The organism is Verrucomicrobiales bacterium (assembly GCA_016793885.1).
Classification (GTDB): Bacteria; Verrucomicrobiota; Verrucomicrobiia; order Limisphaerales; family UBA11320; genus UBA11320.
Window position 1 is genome coordinate 48,615 of the sequence record JAEUHE010000260.1, and the last position, 21,396, is coordinate 70,010.

The following is a 21,396-nucleotide window of genomic DNA, read 5'->3' on the forward strand; positions in this document are numbered from 1 at the left end:
TTGTCCCGGTCGTTTTTCTCGTGGCGAAATGAGTTTGCATCGGGAGTGGTCCTGCTCGAGATTGATCCCGAGCGACCAACGACCAGCTCCCGCATGGTCCAGATTCCCACATTTTATGATCCCGGGTTCGCGGCCCCCATCGGGGCGCACGTGATGCCGATGGAGAAGTTCGCCCGGGTGGCGGATGGCCTTAGGCTCATGAGCGGGGTTCGATTGTCCGTCCCGCCTCCGGCCACCGCGGATGACTTACAGCGGGTGCACACCCTTGCCTACATCGAGGCCATCCGCAGCGGAACGCCACAAGTTCTGGCTGAATCGCAGAAGTTCCCGTGGAGCCCACAACTGTATCCCTCGGTCTGTCTGACCAACGGTGGGGTGATCGCGGCTGCTGGCTGTGCGTTGGATGGCGGATTGGCGGCCGCGGTGGCTAGTGGATTTCATCATGCACACGCGGATCATGGAGAAGGGTTCTGCACCTTTAACGGGCTGATCGTGGCCCTGGAACGGTTGCGGGTGGAGAGCCGGATTCGGAGCGCAGCGATTCTCGACTTTGATTTGCATTACGGCAACGGCACGGCATCGCTGGTGGCGACTCGACCTTGGATTCGAGCCCTCTCTGTTTACGGAAACGACTACGCCGCGAACCGTGCCTACGCGGATGTCGCCACCCGTTTACACGAAGACGGGGAGAATCATTTCTCGCTGCCCTTACGGGCGGGCTGCCAGCAAGCCGAACATCTGGAGCAGCTGCATCGAGGGCTGGATTGGATGATGCAAGGCGGGCGTCCCGACGTGGTGATCTACCAGGCCGGAGCCGACCCGTATCGGGAGGATCCCTACTCACCCCTCGATCTGGGCATCGAGGATCTCTGGGAGAGAGATCGGGAGATTTTTCGTTTTGCGAGGCGGCATCGGCTGCCGTTGGCTTGGGTGCTCGCCGGGGGATACACCTCGGATCTTCGCAAAGTGGTGGAGATTCATCTGAACACCTTTAGGGCTGCATTGGAGGTCTATGGCACACGAACCTGACTCTTGGAACAATCGCTCGCCCGGAAACCTGGATCTCGAGCTCGGGAGAATCGACCGAAGCCCGGTCGAGCCTGCAGTGCAGGCTGCCCAGGCTGCCTCCCGCGATTGGGCGCGAAGGCCGCTGACGGAGCGGGTGCAACTGCTCCGTCAGGTGCACGCGGTGCTGGCGAGCGATCAGGAGGAGTTGGCCCGCGGAATCTCCCTCGAGACCGGCAAGCCACTTCGCGAGGCCCGGGGCGAGTTGACCGCGGTTCTCGCGAAATTCGAGCTGAGTTTTGCCGATGCCGAATTGCATCTGCCGGATCACTCCGTTCAGGACGGTCCGCATCCAGCCTGGGTGCGGCGTCGGGCTCGTGGTCCGGCAGCGGTGGTCGGGCCGTTCAACTTTCCCCTGCATCTGGGACACGGTGCCTCCCTTGCTCACTTGCTGGCTGGGAACCCGGTTTTGTTCAAACCCTCGCCGTTGGCGGCAGCGGTGGCGGGACGGTATGGCCGAGCCATGGAGGCTGGACTGCCACCGGGTGTTTTTCAGACGGTGCAAGGAGGGGCGGCGACCAGCGGTGAGTTATGCCTGCACCGGTTGGTGAGGTCGGTTTGCTTTACGGGTTCGGCCGCCGTGGGTCGTCAACTCGCCGCGGCGCTCGCGACCGACCTAAGCAAGGACCTGGCGCTGGAGTTGGGAGGGAAGAATGCCGTCATTGTTTGCGAGGACGACCCGCTGGTATCGGCTGCTCAAGCTGTGGCGGAGGGGATGTGCCTGACCGCCGGTCAGCGCTGCAACGCCACCAGCCGCATTCTGGTGGCACGGAGTCGAGCTGGCGCCTTCCTCGAGTCTCTGGGTGAGGCGTTGCGAGCTTTCGTTCCGGATAACCCACTGTTGGAGACGACTCGCCTAGGTGCCTTGATCAGTGCCTCGGCTGTGGAACGGTATCAGCGCCTTCAGGATTCGCTTGCGGGAGAGTGGCTGGTTCGCGGGGAAGTTCGGCCTGAGGTCAACGGGCAACGGGGGTATTACGTCACTCCAAGCGTCGTGCAGATCTCAGCGCGCGGTTCCGACACTCCGCCTCACCCGTTCCTGACCGAGGAAGCCTTCTGCCCCATCGCCTCGTTTGAAGAGTTTGATGATCTTGATGACGCGTTGCGGTTGCACAACCTGGCTCCGTTTGGGCTGACTTGTTCGATCTTTACCTCACAGGCCTCCACCTTCTGGCGATTGGCGGATGAACTGGCGGTGGGGAATGTGTATGCCAATCTCCCGACTACCTTTTCACCCTCCACGCTTCCGTTCGGCGGCTGGGGCGATTCGGGAAACCGTCGCCCCGGGGGACGTGGGTTCATTCGGTTCGTCACCGATGAACAGGCAGTGCAGTTGGCGAAGGGGAGTTGGTAGTCCGGCATTTGGGGTCACCCATAGTGCATCGCGTCAAGGGACACAATGCACTATGGGTGACCCCAGTGGCTTTCTGCCCTTTCCGCGGATGACTGCACCGTGCGAGCTGAGAACAACTTCTCCTTTTACCTGGCTCGGGCAGTTGATGAACCACGGATTCCATAGATCCCACGCATCAGCCTAAAAAGGAGAATGAAACCACGGATTTCTCGGATCGCACAGATGGAAAAGAATTCTGCGGTTCAACTCCGACACTTCCCGGGTGAGGATCGCCACCGCCTATTCTTTCAGGAATCAGGTTCTCAATCCGTGAGATCCGCGAAATCCGTGGTTACTCCATTCCCGTTTCTAGGCTTAAGATCCTTGTCCCGGAATCTGTGGTGGACCTTTAAATCGACGACGTTCGAATCCGAACCACACGACCAACAGCAGCGCGATGGTGGCGATTACCCAACCCAGTGCCTGCTCGTTGGGTGGTTGCATGGCGATGACGAACAGAAAGCAGCAGCCGATGGTGGAGATCGCCGCCAGCGGACGATACCAGGCACCGAGATCGAAAGGTCCCATGCGCTTCCAGCGTCGGCCGTAGGCGACGAATCCCGCTGCCACCGGCAGCACATAGCTGAGGTAGAGAAAGATGGTGCAGACCGCCGCGATGGTGGCGTAGGGGACGAAGACCGTGAAAAACACTCCGGCGCCGGCCGTGGCCCAGACGGCGGTGGAGGGTCCGCAAGTTTTGGGGCTGACCCGACTGAGCCAGCGGGAGCCCGGCAACCCGCCATCGCGAGCAAACGCGTAGGTCATGCGAGACGAGCTGGTCAACGCGGCCACGCCGCAGAGATATTGGGCGATCACGATCCCGCCGAGCAGGATATTCGCCAGGGCAGGTGAGAGCGCAGAGCGCATGACCCACGGAACCACATCAGCCCCCTTCCTCACTCCCTCTTCGAGGCTCGGCATGGCGAGCAACAGCGCGATCAGCATGGCCCAGCCGAACGCTCCCGAGACAATGACCGCCCGAATGATCCCCCGAGGCACATTGACGGCGGCGCCCACGGTCTCCTCCGAGGTGTGAGCTGAGGCATCGAACCCGGTGATGGTGTAGGCGGGCAGCAAGAACCCGAGAGCGAACAGCCACAGCAGGTTCTCTTGCTTGGGAAACACCGGGGCTGATTCCGGTAACCCGCTATAGTTGGTGAAGGTCCAGAGCCGGGACCAGTCCCAATGGGGCACCGCTGCCAGCAGCGCGACGGTGAGCACGGTCGCGACGCCGAGAATGAGCCATCCGCTCAAATCGGTGAGCCAAGTGGTCAGACGGATTCCGTAATGGTTGAGCAGAGCCTGAGACAACGTCATGAGGACTACCACGACCGTCCGAATGGTGTCGGCGTGCGCATCGCTCGGAGATAGGGCGAAGACCGAAGCGGTGAAGTCGTAGGCGCCGCGATTGATGGCCGCGAGCACCGTGACCAATCCGGCGAGGTTGAACCAGGCGGTGAGCCAGCCCCAGGTGCGTCCCCCGAGAATGCTGCCCCAATGATACAGGCCTCCCGCGGTGGGAAAGGCGGAGGCGACCTGGGACATGGTCAACGCCACGGCCAGCGAGAAGAGCCCCACCAGCGGCCAGCCAAGTCCGATGCTCGCCCCGCCGACGCTGCACAGCCCGATATGGAAGGAGGTGATCCCTCCCGCCAGAATGCAGATGATGGAGAGGGAGATGGCGAAGTTCGAGAACCCGCTCATCCGACGCGAGAGCTCCTGCTCATATCCCAATGAGCGCAGGAGCTTCTCGTCTTCGTTCACAGCACCTCCTGATACAACCGCCGGAAGTCATCGGCGGTTACAGGAACAGCGTTGGTCTTGTGACAAGGATCATCGACAGCTTGGCTGACCAAAGCCTCGAGTTGCTCCGGTTTGGCGCCATGGTCGCGGAGCTTTCCACTCATGCCGAGCCCCGATAGAAACTGGCTGATGAACTCGATGGTGCGTTGGTCGGCCTCGGTGTCCGAGACCTTTTGCAGTTCGAGTCCGCAGCTCAGTCCAACCCGTCGATACAGGCCGGGCTTGCGCGCGGCGCAGAATTTCATTCCGGCGATCAGGCAGAGAGCGTTCGCCAGCCCGTGGTGCATGCCGAACAAGCTCGAGAGCGGATGAGCCATGGAGTGCACGACCCCGAGATCCTTTTGAAATGCGATGGCTCCCATCGCTGCCGCCACGAGCATATGGCCGCGCGCTTCCACGTCCTTGCCGTTTTTGACGGCGCGGGGCAGGGCCTCAATGATGAGTCGGATCCCCTCGAGTGCGATGCCGTCGCACAGCGGATGGAATTGCGGGCAGGTGAAGCTCTCGATGCAGTGGGTCAGGGCGTCGGCTCCCGTCGCGGCGGTGAGTTTAGCTGGCAATCCGACAGTGACCTCGGGATCCAGGATCACCAGCTTGGCCAGCAATTCGGGATGGAACAGCACCGCTTTGCGATGCGTGGAGTCCAAGGTAATGACTGAGCTTCGGCCGACTTCGCTGCCGGTGCCGGCGGTGGTCGGAATGGCCACAAAGGGAGCCAGGCCGCTCCAATCGCTTTCGTTATAAAACTTGGCCAAATCGTAACCGGGGCGTTTGACCAGCAGTCGGGCGGCTTTGCCGGCATCCAACGCGCTGCCTCCTCCGATGGCGATAACGCCGTCGCATCGGTTCTTCACGAAGGCCTCAGCTGGTTCGCGGACATCGCTCTCGATCGGGTTCGGATGAACGCCTGAATAAACGAACCAGGATTGATCACGGGCCCCGACCCCGAGCACTTGAGCCAAGGCGGCGAAGGCCTCCGTGGGGAGTAGGCCAGGATCGGTGACTACCAAGGGGCGATGAACACCGAGTTTGGCGAGACGGGCCGGGAGTTCTTTCAGGGCGCCGGCTCCGAATAGGGTGGGAGTAGGAAAAGAGAAGGATGAGAGACTCATGTCACGATGTGGTTAATAAAATTCGCAATGACCTTTGCGGCCATCGGTTCAGGTTGTAAGGATTCCAGCCGAGCGTCCAGATCGAAGCCGATTTTGTCGCGCCATTTATCGCGGCGTGGATTCCAAAGGTAGCGGAGGATCTCCGGGTTGGTTTCGGGATGAAACTGGACTCCGAAGAGCCGATTGTCGTAGCTGAAGGACTGGACCTCGGTGTGGCTCCCCTTGGCGAGCAGTTCGCATCCAGGGGGTAACTCTAGAACGGCATCGGCATGACTCTGTAGCGCTGAGAGGCGGGAGGGCAGATCCGCAAAGAGTGCCGAAGCTCGGCCGGAGGCCGTCAGATCGATGCGCACATTGCCTAGTTCCCAGCCTGCGGGATGGCGGGCGACAACCCCGCCCAGTGCGCGACCCAGGATCTGGTGTCCGTAACACACACCCAGCAGCGGCACCCGTTGCGATCGGCAGCGTTCCACGGTCCGACACAGGGCCCCGTTGACCGGGTCGTCATTCCAGGCGTCGCGTGGCGATCCGGAGATGATCACCCCGGAGACTCGGTCTAGATCTGCAGAATCACTGTCGGGGGCGGCCGTCAGAGTCGTCATCTGGACGCCTGGTGACAACTCAACGTGCGGTCGGAACCAAGCGGAAGGGTTTCGGAGAGGATCGGCGGCGGAATACTGTTCCGTCCATAAAACCGCATCGATCAAAAGAATGTGTTTCTGCGTGCTCGACATCGTCCCTGGAGCCCCCAAGCCGTCCGCGGCTAGGTCCAGAGTGCGGCGAGCGTAGCAGGGTTCCTCCGTTTGAAAAGTCCGGAAATAACCACACCGGAGTGATTGAGGGTGTGATTTGATGTGGGTGAAGATAGGTGGGATCCCCCTCCGGGGTTGCCGAAAAGCGGTAGAGGGCTACCGCACTCCATATTCGCCACCGGCCTCGCGGAGCGTTTTGGAGTGCGGTAGCCCTCTACCGCTTTTCAGGACCCGACGGAGTCGGGAATCTCCACCCGGGCGAAATCGCCCACCTCCGGGCTATCCCCCTTCCGTGGGTACGGGAGGAGGCGCGGGGCGGGAGGGGGCTGCACCGGACGGCTGGGCTGCGACCAGTGCCGCTAAGGTTCCGTTATTCTCCGGCATCAGCGTCACGCGTCCCGATCCAGCTAGGATGCGCTGGGTCTCCAAGACTTCGAACAGCGCCCTCGAGACATCAGGATCGCGGGAGATGGTTTGCAGGGCATGCCCCACGATTTCAGGCCGGATGGCCGCCGCCTTGGCGAATTCGATGGCTGCCTGGCGCTCCGCGGTGCTGGTGATGACGCTGACCTGATTGGCGCCGTCCTGCTTGATGGCTGAGGTAACCTGGCGCAACCGGTTGACCACCTTGCTCTCGATTTGACGGATCATGCCCAAGTCGCGGAAGTGGACTTTGCGAATATAGACCGACCCGAGCTTGTAGCCCCATTCATGTGATTTCGGAGAGACCTCGGCGCGCACCGTGTTGCTCATGGTATGGCGATTCACGAGCATGGTGCTCAGCGGCATGTTGCTCAGGCAGCGGACGGTCGAGTTGCTTACGTTGGCTCCCAGGGATCCTCGTGGATCGGTATTTTTGAAGAGGTAAGCCACCGGATCGCTAATGAACATTTCGTACCAGATGCCGATGCCGATGGGGGCTCCTTCCTCGGAGTTCACCGCTTGGCTGCGGCGGTACTCCTGATCCAGCCGCATGTCGAGAACATGACGAGTACCCATCCAGTTCACCACGAAGGCGCGCCAGCCGAGCTTGGCCACCAGCAGGTGCAGGCCTGGCTCATCCAGGGTGGCAACTACTTTTCCGAAGAGCACGTAGACGAAGCAATGTCGCTCCGGAACGATGGCGTAAAGTCCCAGCAAACGGGCAGCTGCCAGCAGGAGGGGCATCAAAATGAAGCAGCCGATGAAGGTGACAGCTGCGGCGACGAAAAGCGGGATCATCGTTTTGCCTCCTGAATGACATGAGCGGCCTTTTCGAAGAGGCCCAATTTGACGTTTCGGGTATAGGCATCGAGCGCTCCCGGTCCTGAGTCCTTGAGGAAGGTCAGCTGCTTGGCCAGGCACACCAGGGGTTCTACCTCGGCTTGAGCTTTGAGAGTCTCGATCTCGACGGCGCGTTTGGATTGCACGATTTTTTGATCCGCACTGGCTTGGGCGAGGCTGATGTCGGAAGAGACGTGGTTATAGGCGGTATTGATCGCCGCCAGTGCGGAATCCACTTCGGGCGGCGGATCGATCCCTGTGATGAGCGAGGCGTCGAGTACCATCCCATAGCGGGCGGCGGAGGACTGACACTCCTTATCCATGTGCTCGTTGAGGTCGCGCAAATTCTTCCGGATGTCGTTGATCGAGATACCTGTGACGATCGTGGCTTCAGCCTGCGCCGTCCCCATTCCGCCTGGCGCGGGATGAGGTGGGGCCTCGAAATTGGCGATGCGCTCGCGCAGCACCGACACGAAATAGCCCATGACGTGGGCCAGCGGCCGTTTCACTCCGAAGAGGTAGGCATAGAGGTTCTTCTCCGACACCCGATACCGGATCTGGCCGGTGAGGCCGGTGTTCAGTTGATCCTTGGTCACCGCTTCGAGGATGGTGCCCTGCGAGTTGGCCGACGGATCTTCGGGGTCCCAGGCCATGTTGACCGTCTCGGTGGCGACGGAGACCTTGTAGACGCGTTCCCAGGGCCATTTGAAATAGGGCCCTCCGGGCATAATGACGCGGACCTGGGGGTAGGAGTAGCGGGATTTCTGGTCAGCGGTCAGTGATTCCGCGATAGGGTCATCAAGGGTCGTCAGCGAGTCCATGCGCTGGGCCCGGCCGAAGCTCGTCTTCACCGCCCGCTCACCCTGATTGACGGTGTAGAGTCCGGCGACGAGATATTGAACAAGAAACCACGCTACGAAACCGATACAGCAGCCGACAACGACTTGCATGAATGGTAGGTCCATGCCTGTAGCTAGACTGGTTTCCATTCGATGCCAAGGAGAATGCATGCCGGGGCACCCTCAATTCTGGCTCGCTTCGGCCCCCGTCCTCAGGCATCCACCTGGTGGCCGATGTCGCAGGATGAAGCACAGTCGCATGCCCCCGATCCGGGGAGAGATTTTCGCACCACGCACTGGAGCGTCGTGATTCGCGCGCGCGAGCATTGGTCTGACCAATCTCGTGAGGCGTTGGAGAGGCTTTGCCGGACCTATTGGTATCCGATCTATGTCTTTGTGCGGAGGCGAGGGTTCGGATCCCATGAGGCGGAAGACCTCACTCAAGGTTTTTTTACCAAGCTGCTCGAAAAAAACTACTTGGAATCGGCGGATCGTGACAAAGGACGTTTCCGCACCTTTCTGCTCACCGCCGTCACCCGTTTTCTGGCCAACGAGTGGGATCGGGAACGAGCGCTGAAGCGTGGAGGAGGACAGACCGTCTTCTCGTTGGAGGATCTGGCCCCCGAAGGGATGGATGCCTATGATCCACCATCGGATCAGACTCCGGAGCATCTTTACGAACGGCAGTGGGCTGAAGCCGTACTTCAGCAAGTGCTTGCTCGTCTGCGCGGGGAATTCGACGGGGCGGGGCGAGCTGAAGTGTTTGATGAGTTGAAAAGCTTTTTGCTCGAAGAGAAGGGGGCGGTCTCCTATGCCGACGTTGCGAAGCGCCTCAACCTGACCCTGCCCGCTTTAAAATCGAGCATCTTCCGGCTCCGTCAGCGCTACCGCGATTTGCTGCAGGACGAGATTTCCAACACCGTTGCCACGCCCCAGGAGGTTGAGGACGAGATCCGATACCTGGTGGCTGTCCTCAGCCGCTAGCGGCTGAAGACTTAGGGTAGGTGGGGGGCGATGCCGCGCAGCTTGAGTAGGGACGGAAACTGCGTTCCTCGCTAGATTCGCTGGGCTTTGTCGATCGGTTCTAGGCGGTCGTCGTCGGCGCGGGAAACGGCGGTTGAGATGAGGAGCAGGCCCAGCGGGCCAGTTCAGAGAGGGCGACGGGACGATGCATTCATCGGGAGGAGACAGTGCGCGGGTTCGGTTACGGTATCGATGGATAACACTTCGGCAACCTTTTGGCTGGATGGAGGCGCTGTTTTGGGGCATGCTTTTCTGGTCACCTATGATTCAACTCCAGCGAGGGCCACTGGTCGCCAATTGCCGCGGCATATCGCGTCGCTCTGCGATCAAGGCGGGCTTCTCGGGGGTTTTGGGGCTCTCCTTGGCTGACTTGTTTCGCTTGCGAGCTGAGGGAGGCGCGCGGCGGAATTCCAAATCGGTGATCCTGCTCTGGCTGGATGGTGGGCCGAGCCACCTTGAGACCTACGATCCCAAGCCCGAAGCTCCCTCGGACTACCGGGGTCCTTGGGGGGCGATCGAGACCAATGTCCCGGGCATACGACTGAGCGAGATGGTTCCTGAGCAGGCCAAACTCGCCGACAAACTGGTATTTGTCCGCTCGCTCCACCACAACACCGGGGATCATTTCGCGGCCGCTCATTGGATGCTGACCGGACGGTTCGGGTCCACCGATGCCGACAAGCCTCAGAAGTTCCCTTCCGTGGGTTCTTACGTGTCCCGAATTCAGGGACCCAAGTCGGCCGGGATGCCGGCCTATGTAGGATTACCATCGGCGGAGAGCGTGTATTTATTTCCGGGTTATCAGGGCGCGGCCTACCTTGGGCCGGCCTACAATCCCTTTGATGCCAATATCGAGCAGCGTTACCTCGGCGCTGGCCATGGGCCGGCGATCCAGTCTCCGCGCTGGCTGGCGGAGCTGAGCGCCGATACCCAGCGGCTGCAATCGCGGGTCGAACTGCTCCACGATCTCGACCAGCTTCGACGGGACGTGGATGCCAGCCGGACCATGGAGACCTTGGACCGCTACCAACAGCAGGCGGTCGATTTTGTGCTCAATACGCGGGCGCGGGATGCCTTTGATCTGGAGAAGGAAAGTGCGAAAACTCAGGATCGATATGGCCGGGGTCCCTGGGGGCACTATGCGTTGATGGCTCGCCGGCTGGTGGAAGCGGGGGTCAGCTTTGTGACGGTGGACATGCCCCACTGGGATGACCATGCGAACATCAAGGACGGACATGGCGCGAAAGTCCCGGTGATGGACCGGGCAGCCGCGGCGCTGATCAGCGATCTGTCCGACCGAGGGTTGCTGCAAGACACTCTGGTGCTGGTGATGGGCGAGTTCGGCCGCACACCGAAAATCAACCAGGGGCTTCCGGGGAATACCATTCCAGGGCGGGACCATTGGGGTGATGCGTTCTCGGTGATGATGGCGGGAGGCGGTTTACGTGGAGGGCAGGTTGTTGGCTCTACCAATTCCAAAGGAGAGTTTCCGGTGGAGCGGCCCTTGACCCCGGCGGATATTCTCGCCACGGTTTACCACGTGATGGGAATCGATCCTCGGCAGACTTTCTTGGATCACACGGGTCGCCCGGTCCCCTTGTTGGATCAAGGCGAACCCATTCGAGAGATCGTTTAGAGTTTTAAACTAGGACTTGACTTTCAGGTGCCCCGGGCAAGATTTTCCATTGCTTCGTATAACACTGAACTATATGGCCGACATCGCGAATCGCTATCAAGAGAACGTGGCAGGTAAATTCTTTGTGGACAGTCAATGCATTGACTGCGACCTCTGCCGCGAGACGGCTCCCAGCAACTTTACCCGGAACGACGACGGGGGATACTCTTACGTTTACAAGCAGCCGGAGACTCCCGAAGAAGAGAATCAGTGCAAAGAAGCCATGGAAGGATGTCCGGTCGAGGCGATCGGCAATGGCGGAGCATAGTCATTACCGCTGGCGCTAGCCTCCCACTCCAGGAGTGCTCTTTTATTGTGAAGCCCGCCGCCATATCCGGTTAGGCTTCCGTCCGCTCCAATGACTCGGTGGCAGGGCACGATGATGGAGATCGGGTTGCGTCCGTTGGCTAGGCCTACTGCTCGGCTTGCTTGCGGGTTGCCGATACGGCGGGCCAACTCCCCATAACTGATGGTTTTTCCGTAGGGAATTTCCTGCAGCTCTCGCCAAACCTGCTTTTGAAAAGGAGTTCCCTTGAGGTCGAGCGCGAGATCGAAGACGCGACGAGTTCCCGCAAAATAGGCTTCTAACTGGTCCGCGGCCTCGCGGAATGGAGCGGGATCGGGTTTGCCGTCCGGTTGAGGTCGGAATGAGGAAGAATGACCCTCCATGAACAGGCCGCTAAGTCCCTGCTCGGTCGCGGTGAGCAGCAGTGGGCCGAGTGGGCTGCCGATCCGGTGCCAACAAAGTATGGAGCTGGAAGCATTCATAGGGACTCTTGCTTTCGGTTGCACGGTCTGGACCTTGGAAGGTCTCATCGATGGGCTAGTTCCAGTCTGCCTCAGTCCGACGCATTTGCCATCGTTAATTTAGGGTTGAGTGGGCTCCTGTGGTCTCAACAGAATTTATCCCTACTTTTTTGAGGACGGCCCCTTGCTTCGCTCTCCACAGTCTCTTCCTTGCCTTTGGAGTCTTGCGCCGTATTCTCCTCGGCATGCCTAGCTTTGACATTGTTTCACAAGTGAGCTCCATGGAGCTGGAAAATGCCTTGAACCAGGCCAAGAAGGAGTTGGCGAGTCGGTTTGACTTTCGGGGGGTTAAGGCCGAGATCGTCTTCGAGAAGGACGAGATCACCCTGACTGCCCAGGATGCCTTCAAGCTAAAGGCCTTGGAGGAAATCGTGATTGGCAAGCTGGCGAAGCGTCAGATCAGTCTGAAGAACGTCGAGCGGAAGGAGCCGGAGATTTCCTCGGTGGGCCATGGCCGCCAGATCATCAAGATCAAGCAAGGCCTGGAGTCGAGCGTGGCCAAGCAGGTGGCCTCTTTTGTGCGGGATACGAAACTGAAGGTGACCACCCAGATCCAGGGAGATGAAGTGAGGGTCTCTGGGAAGAACCGTGACGACCTGCAGGAGGTCATCGCGGCAGTGCGAGGACACGAGTTTCCCGCGGATCTTCAATTCATCAACTTCCGAGATTGACCCTCTTGTGCCTCTCCCTCCTGCGGTCATCGAAGTGTCTGCCGGCCTGGTGTTTCGCGAGGGACGACTGTTGATCACCCAGCGACATGCAGGCTCGCATTTGGGGGGGCTTTGGGAATTCCCCGGTGGAAAACGGGAGCCGGACGAGACCCACGAAGCTTGCCTGGAGCGGGAGCTGCGCGAAGAGCTGGGGATCGAGGTTGAGGTGGGAGACCTGATCGAGGAGTTGGTGCATGAGTATCCGGAAAAGACCGTTCAGCTTCGATTCTTTCGGTGTTCATGGCGCCAACATGAAGCCACTCCCCTCGACTGTGCTGCGCTAGCCTGGGTCACGGCCGATGAGCTATCCCAGTATGCTTTTCCGGCGGCGGATGCACGTCTGCTGGAGAGGCTCCAGCGCGAGCGGGAATGGTGGTAAGGCAGCAATTGCCGCGTGAAAACAGGGTTTTTGACATCATTAACCGATGGAATACCTTGAATTCCTAAGAAATTCGCACGATTTCTCTTGCGCGGAATTGATTGCGCTGCGTAAAACACGCGCAGGTCGCAAGACTTTACGGATATACAACAACGAACAAACACTATGGCCAAAGCACTTACTAAGTCTCAAATCGCTGCTTCGATCGCTGAATCGGTCGGCATCACCAAGAAGCAAGCGGTTGCCACCCTCGAGTCCATCACTGCGCTCGCTTACAAGCACGCCAAGAACAGCTTCACCTTGCCTGGCCTGGGCAAGCTCGTGTTGGTGAACCGCAAGGCTCGTCAGGGTCGCAATCCCGCCACCGGCGCGGTCATCCAGATTCCTGCCAAGAAGGTCGTGAAGTTCCGCGTCGCGAAGGCGGCGAAGGATTCGATCCTCGGCAAGAAGTAATTTCGCCGTGAGTCGATGGGCACTCTGAGTTTCTCAGAGTGCCCTTTTTGCTTTTGATGGAGGTGGAGCAGCCTTACTTCTGTGCTTGGCCCAATATTCCAACAACCGCTGTCGCGGTGCGGTCAATCGCTGCTGAGCGCGATGGCGATGGCGATGGCGGTGGCGATGCTCACGGCTTGTTCGAGTCCCCCCAGCGCGGCCGTCGGCCCGTTGGCCACCGGGCCTGCCAGTCTGGAGGAATGGGTGGCCAGTGAGGCGGCTCGTTTGGGCGCTCGAGAATTTCCGGTGACCCGTCTGCAGACCCAGGGTGATGTGGATGGAGATGGTCAACCGGATCAGGTGTGGGTCTATCGTCTGGATGGCCGCGGCGGCCTGGAGTCGTTTGAGCAATCGCTGGCCGTGCACCTTTCTAGCAACCCTCGACGGATTCGGTCGCTGCAGGTGGGAAAGAGCGGGGGACGCTCGATTTCGGGGGTGCGTGTCGTTCAGGGGAATATGGAATTGAACGCTCAGGAGTACCTGCCGACCGACCAGTCGTGTTGTCCCACGGGGCATGCCACGTTGCACATCGGACTTCGCGCAGGTCAGTTGGAACTTCTAACTCCTACTCCCTAGGCTATGAAGATCGGGGTTGTGGGCTGCGGTGCGTTGGGAAGCTATTACGGTGGTATGCTCTCACGGTCGGGGCATCAAGTTCACTTCCTGCTTCGATCGAACGCGGCCCTGATACGCGAACGCGGGGTGTCCATTCTCAGTCCGGCCGGCGACTTTCGCTTTCATCCGGAATGTGCCGAGCAGCCCGAGGACATCGGCGTGTGCGATGGGGTGCTGATCGGCCTGAAGACGACGGCCAACGAGGCCTTCGCTCGACTGCTGCCTGCCTTGGTGGGACCTCAGACGGCCGTTCTGACTCTACAGAACGGGCTAGGAAACGAGGAGGCGCTGGAGCGACTTTTTCCTGCGGAACAGATCCTCGGCGGACTGTGTTTTGTTTGCCTCAACCGTTTGGAGGCTGGCGTGGTGCATCACCTGGCCCATGGACGGATTTCGCTGGGGGAGTTTCGGCGTCCGCCGCTTCCGCGCACTCACGAATTCGCCGCTGCGTTCCGTCAGGCCGGGGTGCCGTGCGAGGTGAGTGAGAATCTGGAGCGAGCCCATTGGGAGAAATTGGTGTGGAACATTCCGTTCAATGGTCTGGGCGTGGCTAGCGCGGCGGGCTTGGAAGCCTTGCGGGCGGGGCAGATTCAGCCCGGCTGTGCGCTGCAGCCATGTCTGACGACCGATCAATTGTTGGCTGACCCTGATTGGCTCGAGTGGGTGCAGGCTTTGATGCGCGAGGTCATTGCCGCGGCCAATGGACTGGGTTTGGGCGTGTCGTTAGACTTGGAAGAGCGTCATCTGGCGAGCACCCGTTCGATGGGGCCGTATCGGGCGTCGACTTTAGTGGACTTCGAGCGTGGACAGCCCCTCGAGCTCGCGGCGCTCTTTCTGGAGCCGTTGCGCAGGGCTAGGGCTGCCGGTGTGCCTGTGCCGCGTCTGGAGGCGCTCTGTGCGGTGCTGAGGGCGTTGGATCGCGATCAGGGGGGATCAGGGAATGCGTGAGATCGACTAAGAACGCGATAAATCCGTGGCTAGTTTCGTCCTGGATCTAGGCTAGGTGCGGGTAAGGCTCCATCCCCCGCGTATGGAGTTCCGCCTTCAGGCGGAGGTGGCACCGATGTGAGATTGCGCGTGGGGACATGCTAAAGCAGGAACTCCATACCCCAAGGCCCTGCTCCCCGTACGGAGTTGATTGCGGGGCGGTTCGACAAAGCCTAATCAACAAACTCCAGGGAACCGCCTGAAGGCGGAACTCCGTACGGGGTGCGATGGGGACTGGGTACCCATGCGTTACTGCTCTTGCCGTCGCCCTCGAAGGCTCAGCCTACCTCGCCGCAACGCCCTTGGTGTTGGCTACCATCCGGCGAGCGATGAATTCCCGCACCTTCGGGATGCGGGTTTCCTGGAGCATGCGAATGCCTTGATCAGCACCCAAGCCCACCACGGGCTCGGCCGCGTACCAATACATGAAGGGAAGGTTGTGATCCTTCGCATCTTCAGCCCTCGCGAGCAGACCGCTCAAGATCGGCGCGCGTTGAGCGACCGGCACGCGTTGCAGCCCGGCCGCCAGATAGAGCCGGACCACGGGCGATGTATCCTTTTGAGCCAGCAGCGCCATTTTCTGAAGCAACGCTTCGGTTGGCTGCTTGTTCTCCAGCATCAGCTGCACCGCCCAGGCGCGAACATATTCTTGCGGATGATCCAGGCACTGCATCCCGATCTCCGGCGTCAGCCCTCCGACGGTGTGCAGGGTCCAGAGCAAACGGAGCTGGCGCGTCTCATCACTCGCCGGCAAGTAGCCCGGGGTCGGCGCAGGACTGCCAGCCTTGGCCCCGTTGAACCCTAGCCACTGGATCAGACGCGCGGAGACCTGAGGGTTTGGACCGCGTTCCTGGAGGATTCGGCGCGCATGACGCACCATCCACTCGTTGGGGTGTAGTTGGAGATCCACCAGTTCGGCGTCCGACTTCTTTTGCAAATCAACCCGGGACGACGGTGTATTGCCATAGACAATTTTAAAGATGCGACCGTTGGAGCGGTCATGCCCTTCTTCGCGGCCGTGATGACACTGATTGGCGTCATACCAATCGATGGCATAGACCGAACCATCCTGGTCGCTGAGCAGGTTCAAGATTTGCGACCAGGTGTCGTTGAAGAAAAGGAAGTCGGGGGCGTGCCGAGCGATGTAGCCCGAGCCTGAGCGCTCCAGGCGTTCCATATTCAGCCGTTGTCCATGGATGTTGTTCATGAACACCTTCCCCTGGTATTCCGCCGGCCAGCTGTTGCCTTGGTAGACCAGGAGCCCGGCGTGGGCGTGACCACCACCGGCGGAGTCTGATCGGCCATTGGCCGCGTGGGGACCCTTGTTGCCCGCGTAATGGAAGTGGTCGGCGATGGTGTCAATCTCTCCGTACGTGTGCGGGTTGAAGTGCTGTCCACCCTGACGGATATATCGGGCCCCCTGAATCATGTGAAAGAAGTGCGGGATGACGCAGGCCTCGATATGGCACTGGCCGCGCTCGTCAAAGTCGACCCCCCAGGGATTGCTCGTTCCTTCCGAGAACAGTTCGAATTTTTTCTGAGTCGGGTGATATCGGAAGACCCCGGCGTTGAGCTTCGTTCGTTCGGAGTCGGGTGCCCCAGGCTTGCCGACGTTGGAATGAGTGAACACCCCGTGGCACCCATAGAGCCAGCCATCCGGTCCCCAGAGGAAGGTGTTTAAGGTCTCGTGCGTATCTTGGTAGCCCCATCCGTCCAAAACCACTTCCGCGGGCCCGTCCGGTCGGTCGTCTTGGTTGCGATCGGGAATAAATAGAAACTCCGGTGCGGCACCGACCCACACGCCCCCGAAGCCGATGGCCAATCCGCTGACCAGGTTTAGATTTTCGGCAAACACCGTTCGCTTATCAAATTGATGGTCACCGTTGGTGTCTTCCAGAATGAGAATGCGGTCCTTACCTTTTCCTTCGGGGGCGCGTCGTGGGTAGGTGTAAGCCTCGGCTACCCAGATCCGCCCGCGGTCATCCAAAGCGAACGCAATCGGCTGAGCCACGTTAGGCTCGCCGGCGAACAACTTGACGCTGAATCCGGGCGGTGCGGACGCTTCGCGGGCCGCCGCTTCCGGGGAAAGGCCGGCGAACTTCACCGCGTCCGACTTCAATTCCTCGGTCGCTGCCGCTTGGGTGATCGCGGGGCTAATGACCAAAGCCGCCGCCAGGAGAGCTTTCAGATTCACAAGTGTGTCGAGTTTGAATTCAGGTTGGTCGGGCGTAGATAGGACTTCTCATTGAAGCGGCTTTGGCTGCGCCTTTTGCCATTCCTCCGTTGAGACCTGCTTTTTTTCCTGCAAATGAACGAAGGTGCCCTTTTTGTTTCCCACCACCACATCGGGCAGACCGTCGCCATTGATGTCGCCCGCTTGAACTTGGGTGCCTACCCCTGAGTTGTCATCAATTCGATACGGAATGAAATCCACGCTGTGATTCTCCCCTCGGGTGAGTTTGAACCAATACAGCACCGCGGGTGCATTGGGCTCGGCATCGCCGGTCGGGCCGTGAGCCCAGAATCGCTTGCCGGTCACGATGTCCTTCAGTCCATCGCCATCCATGTCTGCGAGGTCGATGGCATGGAGCTGGGAGAAGCGAACGCCGTATTTGTTCTCCTTGGGCTCCTTGTTCATGATGACATGCTGCTTGAACTGCGGAGAGCCGTTGGCATCGCGTTCCGAAAGCTGCTCATACCAGGCCAGTCCAAAACCGTGAGCCGCCAGGGAGCTGATGACGTCGCTGCGTCCATCACCGTTCACGTCGTAGGCATACATTTGGGCGCTCCCTGCGCCGGGGGCGAAGGACACCTTGTGCTGCTTCCATTCCGGATCCCCGCTCAGAGAGGCGGGCTGTTCCCACCAGCCGTCCATTTCGAGGATGTCTTTTCGTCCGTCGCCATTCACGTCACCGATGCCCAGGCCGTGGGTGAACCGTTGCCAATGTCCTTTAGGAGAGATGCGATGGAACGTCCATTTGGCAGTCGGGTTGGCCGGATCGGGAGTGGCATAACCGAAATAGCCGCCTGAGTTGCAAACCAGCTCAGGTTTTCCATCTCCCGTCAGGTCGGTGAACGTGGGTGACTCGTTGTCGGTAACATCAATGGTCGTGTAGCGCTCCCAGTGGCCAGCGGCACCTTGAGGGTTCTTGAACCACCAGGACTCCTTGCCGGGGAAGCCTAGAATCAGGATATCCGTCCAGCCATCGGCATTGAAGTCGTGGGTATAGGCGATGAAGTTTTCCGAGTAGGCATTGTTTTTGCCCAAGCCGCCCTCGTAGCCGGGGACCGTCACTTCCGTCATGGGCCCCACCTTGAGTTTGAACGTCTGGGTGGCAGGGTAGTATTCCTGGCGCTTCTTGAAGTCTGGACCGGCATACCAATAGGGGCCCGAAACCACGTCCATCACCCCGTCTTTGTTGAAATCTCCGTAGCTTGCCCCCTCCCCCCAGAACTGATCCGTCAGCTGGATCTTGCGAAAGGTTCGCAGGGTGGACTCGGAGTCAGCGGCCGTCGCCGCCCACACCGCCAAGGGGAGGATCAAAAAGGCAGATTTGGACATGCCACATGTCTGGCAAGATCAAGCGACCCGGTCAAGCGGCGAAACGGAGGTTCTCGTTTGGGCGAGCCCAGCCTCCTGCGTCGGAAACCGTCGGGCAGGAGTTTCCGATTCTTTGTAGCGTGGGCCGTCCCGGCCCATTGGGTGGGGAAGAGGGAAAGTGCGGAGGAAACGCACGCTGCCCTCGGGCCATCGCCCATCATGGTCGATTCTGCTGGGTCATCAATTCCCCTCCTGCCAGGTGGACAAGCACCGATTGGTAGTCAGTGGGGTGGCCCTCGGGGTCGGACCACAGCAACGAGTTTGCCGGGAAAAGGTTAAGTTTCTTTGGTGCTTCGAAAAAGAGGCTTAGCGGCCGTTCTTGAATCGAAAAACCAGGGTCTAACATCAGACGATATAGGGTAGGGAGAGACTTGACCACGAAGCGGTCCGATGAGGTTTATAGTTCTGATTTCCGCTCGAGCCCTGATCGGCCCAAGGTAATCGAACCTGTTAGGAGCTGCGTCGGGGAGAGACAAGGTGTTGACGATCGCCTCCCGGCCCTCGCGGGGTGGCTCCCTTTATTATCCTGAGCCTGGGGCAGGAGTGGGCTCGAACAGAGTCTCGCCCTACCTAACCCGGTGACATCGCAGTCGACGCATGACAGTGGTCCGAAGCCTTATTACTGTCCGCCTATTCGGCGAAGGGTGTGAAGGGAAGTGTCGCGATGAGGGCGGGGAGCCGTTGTCCCTGACAATCGACCAGGACTTCACTCCCGATCTGATTCCGTTCCCGTCGAAGATAACCAAGAGCAACGTTGGACTTTAATGTCGGTGATGCGGTTGAGCTCGTGACATAGCCAATCTCTTTGTCGCTCCAGTATATCTTATCGCCCTTTTTGGGTAGCACTTGAGCCCCGGGGTGAAACTTGATTCCGCGAAGCGCCTTGGCCACTTGCCCGTAGGTCCGCAGCCGCGCCATCACTTCCTGACCGATGTAGCACCCCTTGCCGTAGCTGATCGCGATGCCGTCCAGGCCGGCTTCGGGCGGGAGATTGGTTTCGTCCATGTCCTGACCGAAGCGTGGGATGGAGCCCTCGATCCGGGCGATTTCAACAGCCTCCCAACCTGCCAGGCACAGGCCCTTAGGCTTTCCCGCGGCCATTAGTTTCTCCGCGGCTGGATGCAGGCCAGCGGCCGGCACAAACAAATCAAACCCTGCGGTGCCGAGTCTTGGGCGGTTCATGACGTAGAGGTCGCCTAGCTCTGCATGAGTGATTTGGATGAAAGTCCCGACCTCTCGCGGCGTCGGTGCGCCTAGCTGCGCGAGATCGATGATCTCAGCCGCCAGTGGACCTTGAACCGAGAGATGTCCATAGGCTTCTCCCACATCGACGATCTGCACATCGTCCGCAATGACGTATTTGTCCAGACGCTGGCTTACCGCCTCGGCCAAACCTGGTTCGAAGTCCAGCAACAGCTCGTCGGTGAGACGATGGATGAACAGGTCGCTTTGCATCTTGCCCTTGGCCGTGATTAAGGCGGCGTAAGCGCCCTGTCCCACTTGAAGGGCATTGATGTCCTGGGTGACTTGGCCATGGAGGAACTTGATGCGGTCCGCGCCCAGCAGGCAGAGGCGACTACGAAAACCGAGATCGAGCAGTCCGGCGGTTCGGTTGAGCGCGTTGTATTCCTGGTCCGAAACACCATAGCTGCCCACCACTTGAGCGCCGTTGATTTCTAAAAACTGGGCCCCGTGACGGACATGGAAATCGGAAAGGCTGAGCGGTTTCATAAAGGGGAAGTAGAGGACGCTTGCGGAGATGAATCGGGCAGTCGAATTCCAGTGACGGAATCAAAGTAGTGGCAGCGGCTCACGTCGACATGGAGTTGTATCGTGGTTCCCAGGAGATGGCGTTGAGTTCCCGGTAGACGTGCAACCAGTCGATGTGTCCCGCGCGAGATGTGCCACAAAGTGTCTGCTCCGTGCAGCTCGACCCCGTCAACCCGCCCCTCCAGCTCGATCGTATTCGGTCCGGGCTGCGGAGAAATGGCTTCGGGACGAACTCCTGCCGTCACTGCCGGAGAGTTACTGAAGGGCTGATTTACCGGAATCTCAAATCGGATGTCGGCAGCCCCCTCGTTCTGGTAAGTGAACTGGCGCGATCCTGCCACGGTTTGCACTCGACCTGGAAAGAGATTCATCGACGGTGAGCCGATGAAGCCCGCCACAAACATGTTCGCTGGCTTTTCGTACAGATCGATCGGCTCGGAGACTTGTTGAAGTGATCCCTCCTTCATCACGGCCACGCGGTTACCCAGCGCCATCGCTTCCGCTTGGTCGTGGGTGACGTAGATCATGGTGGTGCGGAGTTGCCGGTGCCACCGAGCCAGCTCGAGTCGGAGCTGGTGTCGTGTGGGCGTATCCAGGTTGGAGAGCGGTTCGTCCAAGAGGAGGACCTGGGGTTGACGCATCAAGGCCCGGCCCATGGCGACTCGCTGTTGTTGACCTCCGGAAAGCTCGTGCGGCAGGCGAGACAACAGTTGGGTGATTTCCAGCATCTCCGCTGTTGCTGCCAGGCGGTTGCGAATCTCCTCGGCGGAGAAATTTCGCAGTTCCAGTCCCAGGGAGAGGTTTTCCTGTACCTTCAAATGCGGGTAGAGCGTGGGGCTCTGGAACACCATGGCTACATTTCGATCACGCGGCGCGAGGGAGTTGACCACTTGATCGTCGATGCGGACCGCGCCACTGGTGGGCTCCTCGAGTCCGGCGATCAGGCGCAGAGTGGTGGATTTTCCGCATCCAGAGGGGCCGACCAACACCAGGAGTTCGCCGTTTTCTACCTCCAGGCTGACATCCTGAATGGCCGCAATGCCGCCTGCCGGTCGAGGGGCCGGGAAGACCTTGCTCAGTCGTTCTAGGACAACGCGTGCCATGGCGGTT

Annotated in this window: 20 protein-coding genes; 10 read left to right on the plus strand and 10 right to left on the minus strand. The window is 59.8% G+C overall.

Annotated features, from left to right (window positions below; genetic code table 11):
- Positions 1 to 1,029, plus strand: coding sequence for a histone deacetylase (locus tag JNN07_28320; GenBank protein ID MBL9171668.1), 1,029 nt, complete (start codon positions 1 to 3; stop codon positions 1,027 to 1,029).
- Complete coding sequence (locus JNN07_28325) at positions 1,013 to 2,419, plus strand: aldehyde dehydrogenase family protein (protein MBL9171669.1); 1,407 nt, start codon at positions 1,013 to 1,015, stop codon at positions 2,417 to 2,419. Before JNN07_28320 ends, JNN07_28325 begins: the two co-directional genes overlap by 17 nt.
- Before the next feature lie 354 nt (positions 2,420 to 2,773).
- On the opposite strand, the gene JNN07_28330 is transcribed toward JNN07_28325, so the two are convergent.
- The 5 genes from JNN07_28330 to JNN07_28350 form a co-directional block, all read right to left on the minus strand.
- On the minus strand, positions 2,774 to 4,222 hold the full coding sequence (locus JNN07_28330; GenBank protein ID MBL9171670.1) for an amino acid permease: 1,449 nt from the start codon (positions 4,220 to 4,222) through the stop codon (positions 2,774 to 2,776).
- Positions 4,219 to 5,373, minus strand: coding sequence for an iron-containing alcohol dehydrogenase (locus tag JNN07_28335; GenBank protein ID MBL9171671.1), 1,155 nt, complete (start codon positions 5,371 to 5,373; stop codon positions 4,219 to 4,221). The genes JNN07_28330 and JNN07_28335 overlap by 4 nt, the downstream gene beginning before the upstream one ends.
- Positions 5,370 to 6,107, minus strand: coding sequence for a type 1 glutamine amidotransferase (locus JNN07_28340; protein MBL9171672.1), 738 nt, complete (start codon positions 6,105 to 6,107; stop codon positions 5,370 to 5,372). The genes JNN07_28335 and JNN07_28340 overlap by 4 nt, the downstream gene beginning before the upstream one ends.
- A gap of 297 nt (positions 6,108 to 6,404) precedes the next feature.
- On the minus strand, positions 6,405 to 7,346 hold the full coding sequence (locus tag JNN07_28345; GenBank protein MBL9171673.1) for an SPFH/Band 7/PHB domain protein: 942 nt from the start codon (positions 7,344 to 7,346) through the stop codon (positions 6,405 to 6,407).
- Positions 7,343 to 8,338 (minus strand): SPFH domain-containing protein, encoded by a 996-nt coding sequence (locus JNN07_28350; protein ID MBL9171674.1) that lies wholly within the window; start codon positions 8,336 to 8,338, stop codon positions 7,343 to 7,345. The genes JNN07_28345 and JNN07_28350 overlap by 4 nt, the downstream gene beginning before the upstream one ends.
- Before the next feature lie 123 nt (positions 8,339 to 8,461).
- Between JNN07_28350 and JNN07_28355 the strand changes: the two genes are divergently transcribed.
- The 3 genes from JNN07_28355 (at position 8,462) to JNN07_28365 (ending at position 11,193) form a co-directional block, all read left to right on the plus strand.
- Positions 8,462 to 9,211 (plus strand): sigma-70 family RNA polymerase sigma factor, encoded by a 750-nt coding sequence (locus JNN07_28355; GenBank protein ID MBL9171675.1) that lies wholly within the window; start codon positions 8,462 to 8,464, stop codon positions 9,209 to 9,211.
- A 301-nt stretch (positions 9,212 to 9,512) separates the two neighbouring features.
- Positions 9,513 to 10,886: a DUF1501 domain-containing protein gene (locus JNN07_28360; GenBank protein MBL9171676.1), complete on the plus strand. Its 1,374-nt coding sequence runs from the start codon at positions 9,513 to 9,515 to the stop codon at positions 10,884 to 10,886.
- Between the two features lie 73 nt (positions 10,887 to 10,959).
- Complete coding sequence (locus tag JNN07_28365; GenBank protein MBL9171677.1) at positions 10,960 to 11,193, plus strand: ferredoxin; 234 nt, start codon at positions 10,960 to 10,962, stop codon at positions 11,191 to 11,193.
- Here the strand turns inward: JNN07_28365 and JNN07_28370 are convergent.
- Entirely contained in the window at positions 11,133 to 11,675 is a 543-nt protein-coding gene (locus JNN07_28370; protein ID MBL9171678.1) for a methylated-DNA--[protein]-cysteine S-methyltransferase, read from the minus strand. The two genes, JNN07_28365 and JNN07_28370, sit on opposite strands and share 61 nt — an antisense overlap.
- Positions 11,676 to 11,917: 242 nt before the next feature.
- Here JNN07_28370 and JNN07_28375 point away from each other — a divergent pair, with 242 nt between their 5' ends.
- The 5 genes from JNN07_28375 (at position 11,918) to JNN07_28395 (ending at position 14,876) form a co-directional block, all read left to right on the plus strand.
- Positions 11,918 to 12,403, plus strand: a complete 486-nt coding sequence (locus JNN07_28375; GenBank protein MBL9171679.1) for a YajQ family cyclic di-GMP-binding protein — start codon at positions 11,918 to 11,920, stop codon at positions 12,401 to 12,403.
- A 7-nt stretch (positions 12,404 to 12,410) separates the two neighbouring features.
- Positions 12,411 to 12,821 carry an 8-oxo-dGTP diphosphatase MutT gene (mutT, locus tag JNN07_28380; GenBank protein MBL9171680.1) on the plus strand — a complete coding sequence of 137 codons (411 nt, stop codon included), beginning with the start codon at positions 12,411 to 12,413 and terminating at the stop codon, positions 12,819 to 12,821.
- A gap of 165 nt (positions 12,822 to 12,986) precedes the next feature.
- Complete coding sequence (locus JNN07_28385; GenBank protein MBL9171681.1) at positions 12,987 to 13,274, plus strand: HU family DNA-binding protein; 288 nt, start codon at positions 12,987 to 12,989, stop codon at positions 13,272 to 13,274.
- Between the two features lie 81 nt (positions 13,275 to 13,355).
- Positions 13,356 to 13,889: a hypothetical protein gene (locus JNN07_28390; protein MBL9171682.1), complete on the plus strand. Its 534-nt coding sequence runs from the start codon at positions 13,356 to 13,358 to the stop codon at positions 13,887 to 13,889.
- A gap of 3 nt (positions 13,890 to 13,892) precedes the next feature.
- Complete coding sequence (locus JNN07_28395) at positions 13,893 to 14,876, plus strand: 2-dehydropantoate 2-reductase (protein ID MBL9171683.1); 984 nt, start codon at positions 13,893 to 13,895, stop codon at positions 14,874 to 14,876.
- A 322-nt stretch (positions 14,877 to 15,198) separates the two neighbouring features.
- On the opposite strand, the gene JNN07_28400 is transcribed toward JNN07_28395, so the two are convergent.
- The 4 genes from JNN07_28400 to JNN07_28415 form a co-directional block, all read right to left on the minus strand.
- On the minus strand, positions 15,199 to 17,109 hold the full coding sequence (locus JNN07_28400) for a hypothetical protein (GenBank protein MBL9171684.1): 1,911 nt from the start codon (positions 17,107 to 17,109) through the stop codon (positions 15,199 to 15,201).
- Positions 17,110 to 17,157: 48 nt separating this feature from the next.
- Positions 17,158 to 18,477: a VCBS repeat-containing protein gene (locus tag JNN07_28405; GenBank protein ID MBL9171685.1), complete on the minus strand. Its 1,320-nt coding sequence runs from the start codon at positions 18,475 to 18,477 to the stop codon at positions 17,158 to 17,160.
- A gap of 669 nt (positions 18,478 to 19,146) precedes the next feature.
- The gene (locus JNN07_28410; protein MBL9171686.1) at positions 19,147 to 20,247 is read right to left on the minus strand and encodes an aminomethyltransferase family protein; all 1,101 of its coding nucleotides are present in this window, start codon (positions 20,245 to 20,247) and stop codon (positions 19,147 to 19,149) included.
- Entirely contained in the window at positions 20,244 to 21,389 is a 1,146-nt protein-coding gene (locus tag JNN07_28415) for an ABC transporter ATP-binding protein (GenBank protein MBL9171687.1), read from the minus strand. Before JNN07_28415 ends, JNN07_28410 begins: the two co-directional genes overlap by 4 nt.
- Positions 21,390 to 21,396: the final 7 nt, after the last annotated feature.

Coding starts and splice junctions, on each gene's coding strand:
- JNN07_28415 (MBL9171687.1), bottom strand. CDS start 21,389: ATGGCACGCGTTGTCCTAGAACGACTGAGCAAGGTCTTCCCGGCCCCT.
- JNN07_28335 (MBL9171671.1), bottom strand. CDS start 5,373: ATGAGTCTCTCATCCTTCTCTTTTCCTACTCCCACCCTATTCGGAGCC.
- JNN07_28340 (MBL9171672.1), bottom strand. CDS start 6,107: ATGTCGAGCACGCAGAAACACATTCTTTTGATCGATGCGGTTTTATGG.
- JNN07_28350 (MBL9171674.1), bottom strand. CDS start 8,338: ATGCAAGTCGTTGTCGGCTGCTGTATCGGTTTCGTAGCGTGGTTTCTT.
- JNN07_28365 (MBL9171677.1), top strand. CDS start 10,960: ATGGCCGACATCGCGAATCGCTATCAAGAGAACGTGGCAGGTAAATTC.
- JNN07_28375 (MBL9171679.1), top strand. CDS start 11,918: ATGCCTAGCTTTGACATTGTTTCACAAGTGAGCTCCATGGAGCTGGAA.
- JNN07_28410 (MBL9171686.1), bottom strand. CDS start 20,247: ATGAAACCGCTCAGCCTTTCCGATTTCCATGTCCGTCACGGGGCCCAG.
- JNN07_28385 (MBL9171681.1), top strand. CDS start 12,987: ATGGCCAAAGCACTTACTAAGTCTCAAATCGCTGCTTCGATCGCTGAA.
- JNN07_28325 (MBL9171669.1), top strand. CDS start 1,013: ATGGCACACGAACCTGACTCTTGGAACAATCGCTCGCCCGGAAACCTG.
- JNN07_28355 (MBL9171675.1), top strand. CDS start 8,462: ATGTCGCAGGATGAAGCACAGTCGCATGCCCCCGATCCGGGGAGAGAT.
- JNN07_28405 (MBL9171685.1), bottom strand. CDS start 18,477: ATGTCCAAATCTGCCTTTTTGATCCTCCCCTTGGCGGTGTGGGCGGCG.
- JNN07_28360 (MBL9171676.1), top strand. CDS start 9,513: ATGATTCAACTCCAGCGAGGGCCACTGGTCGCCAATTGCCGCGGCATA.
- JNN07_28345 (MBL9171673.1), bottom strand. CDS start 7,346: ATGATCCCGCTTTTCGTCGCCGCAGCTGTCACCTTCATCGGCTGCTTC.
- JNN07_28395 (MBL9171683.1), top strand. CDS start 13,893: ATGAAGATCGGGGTTGTGGGCTGCGGTGCGTTGGGAAGCTATTACGGT.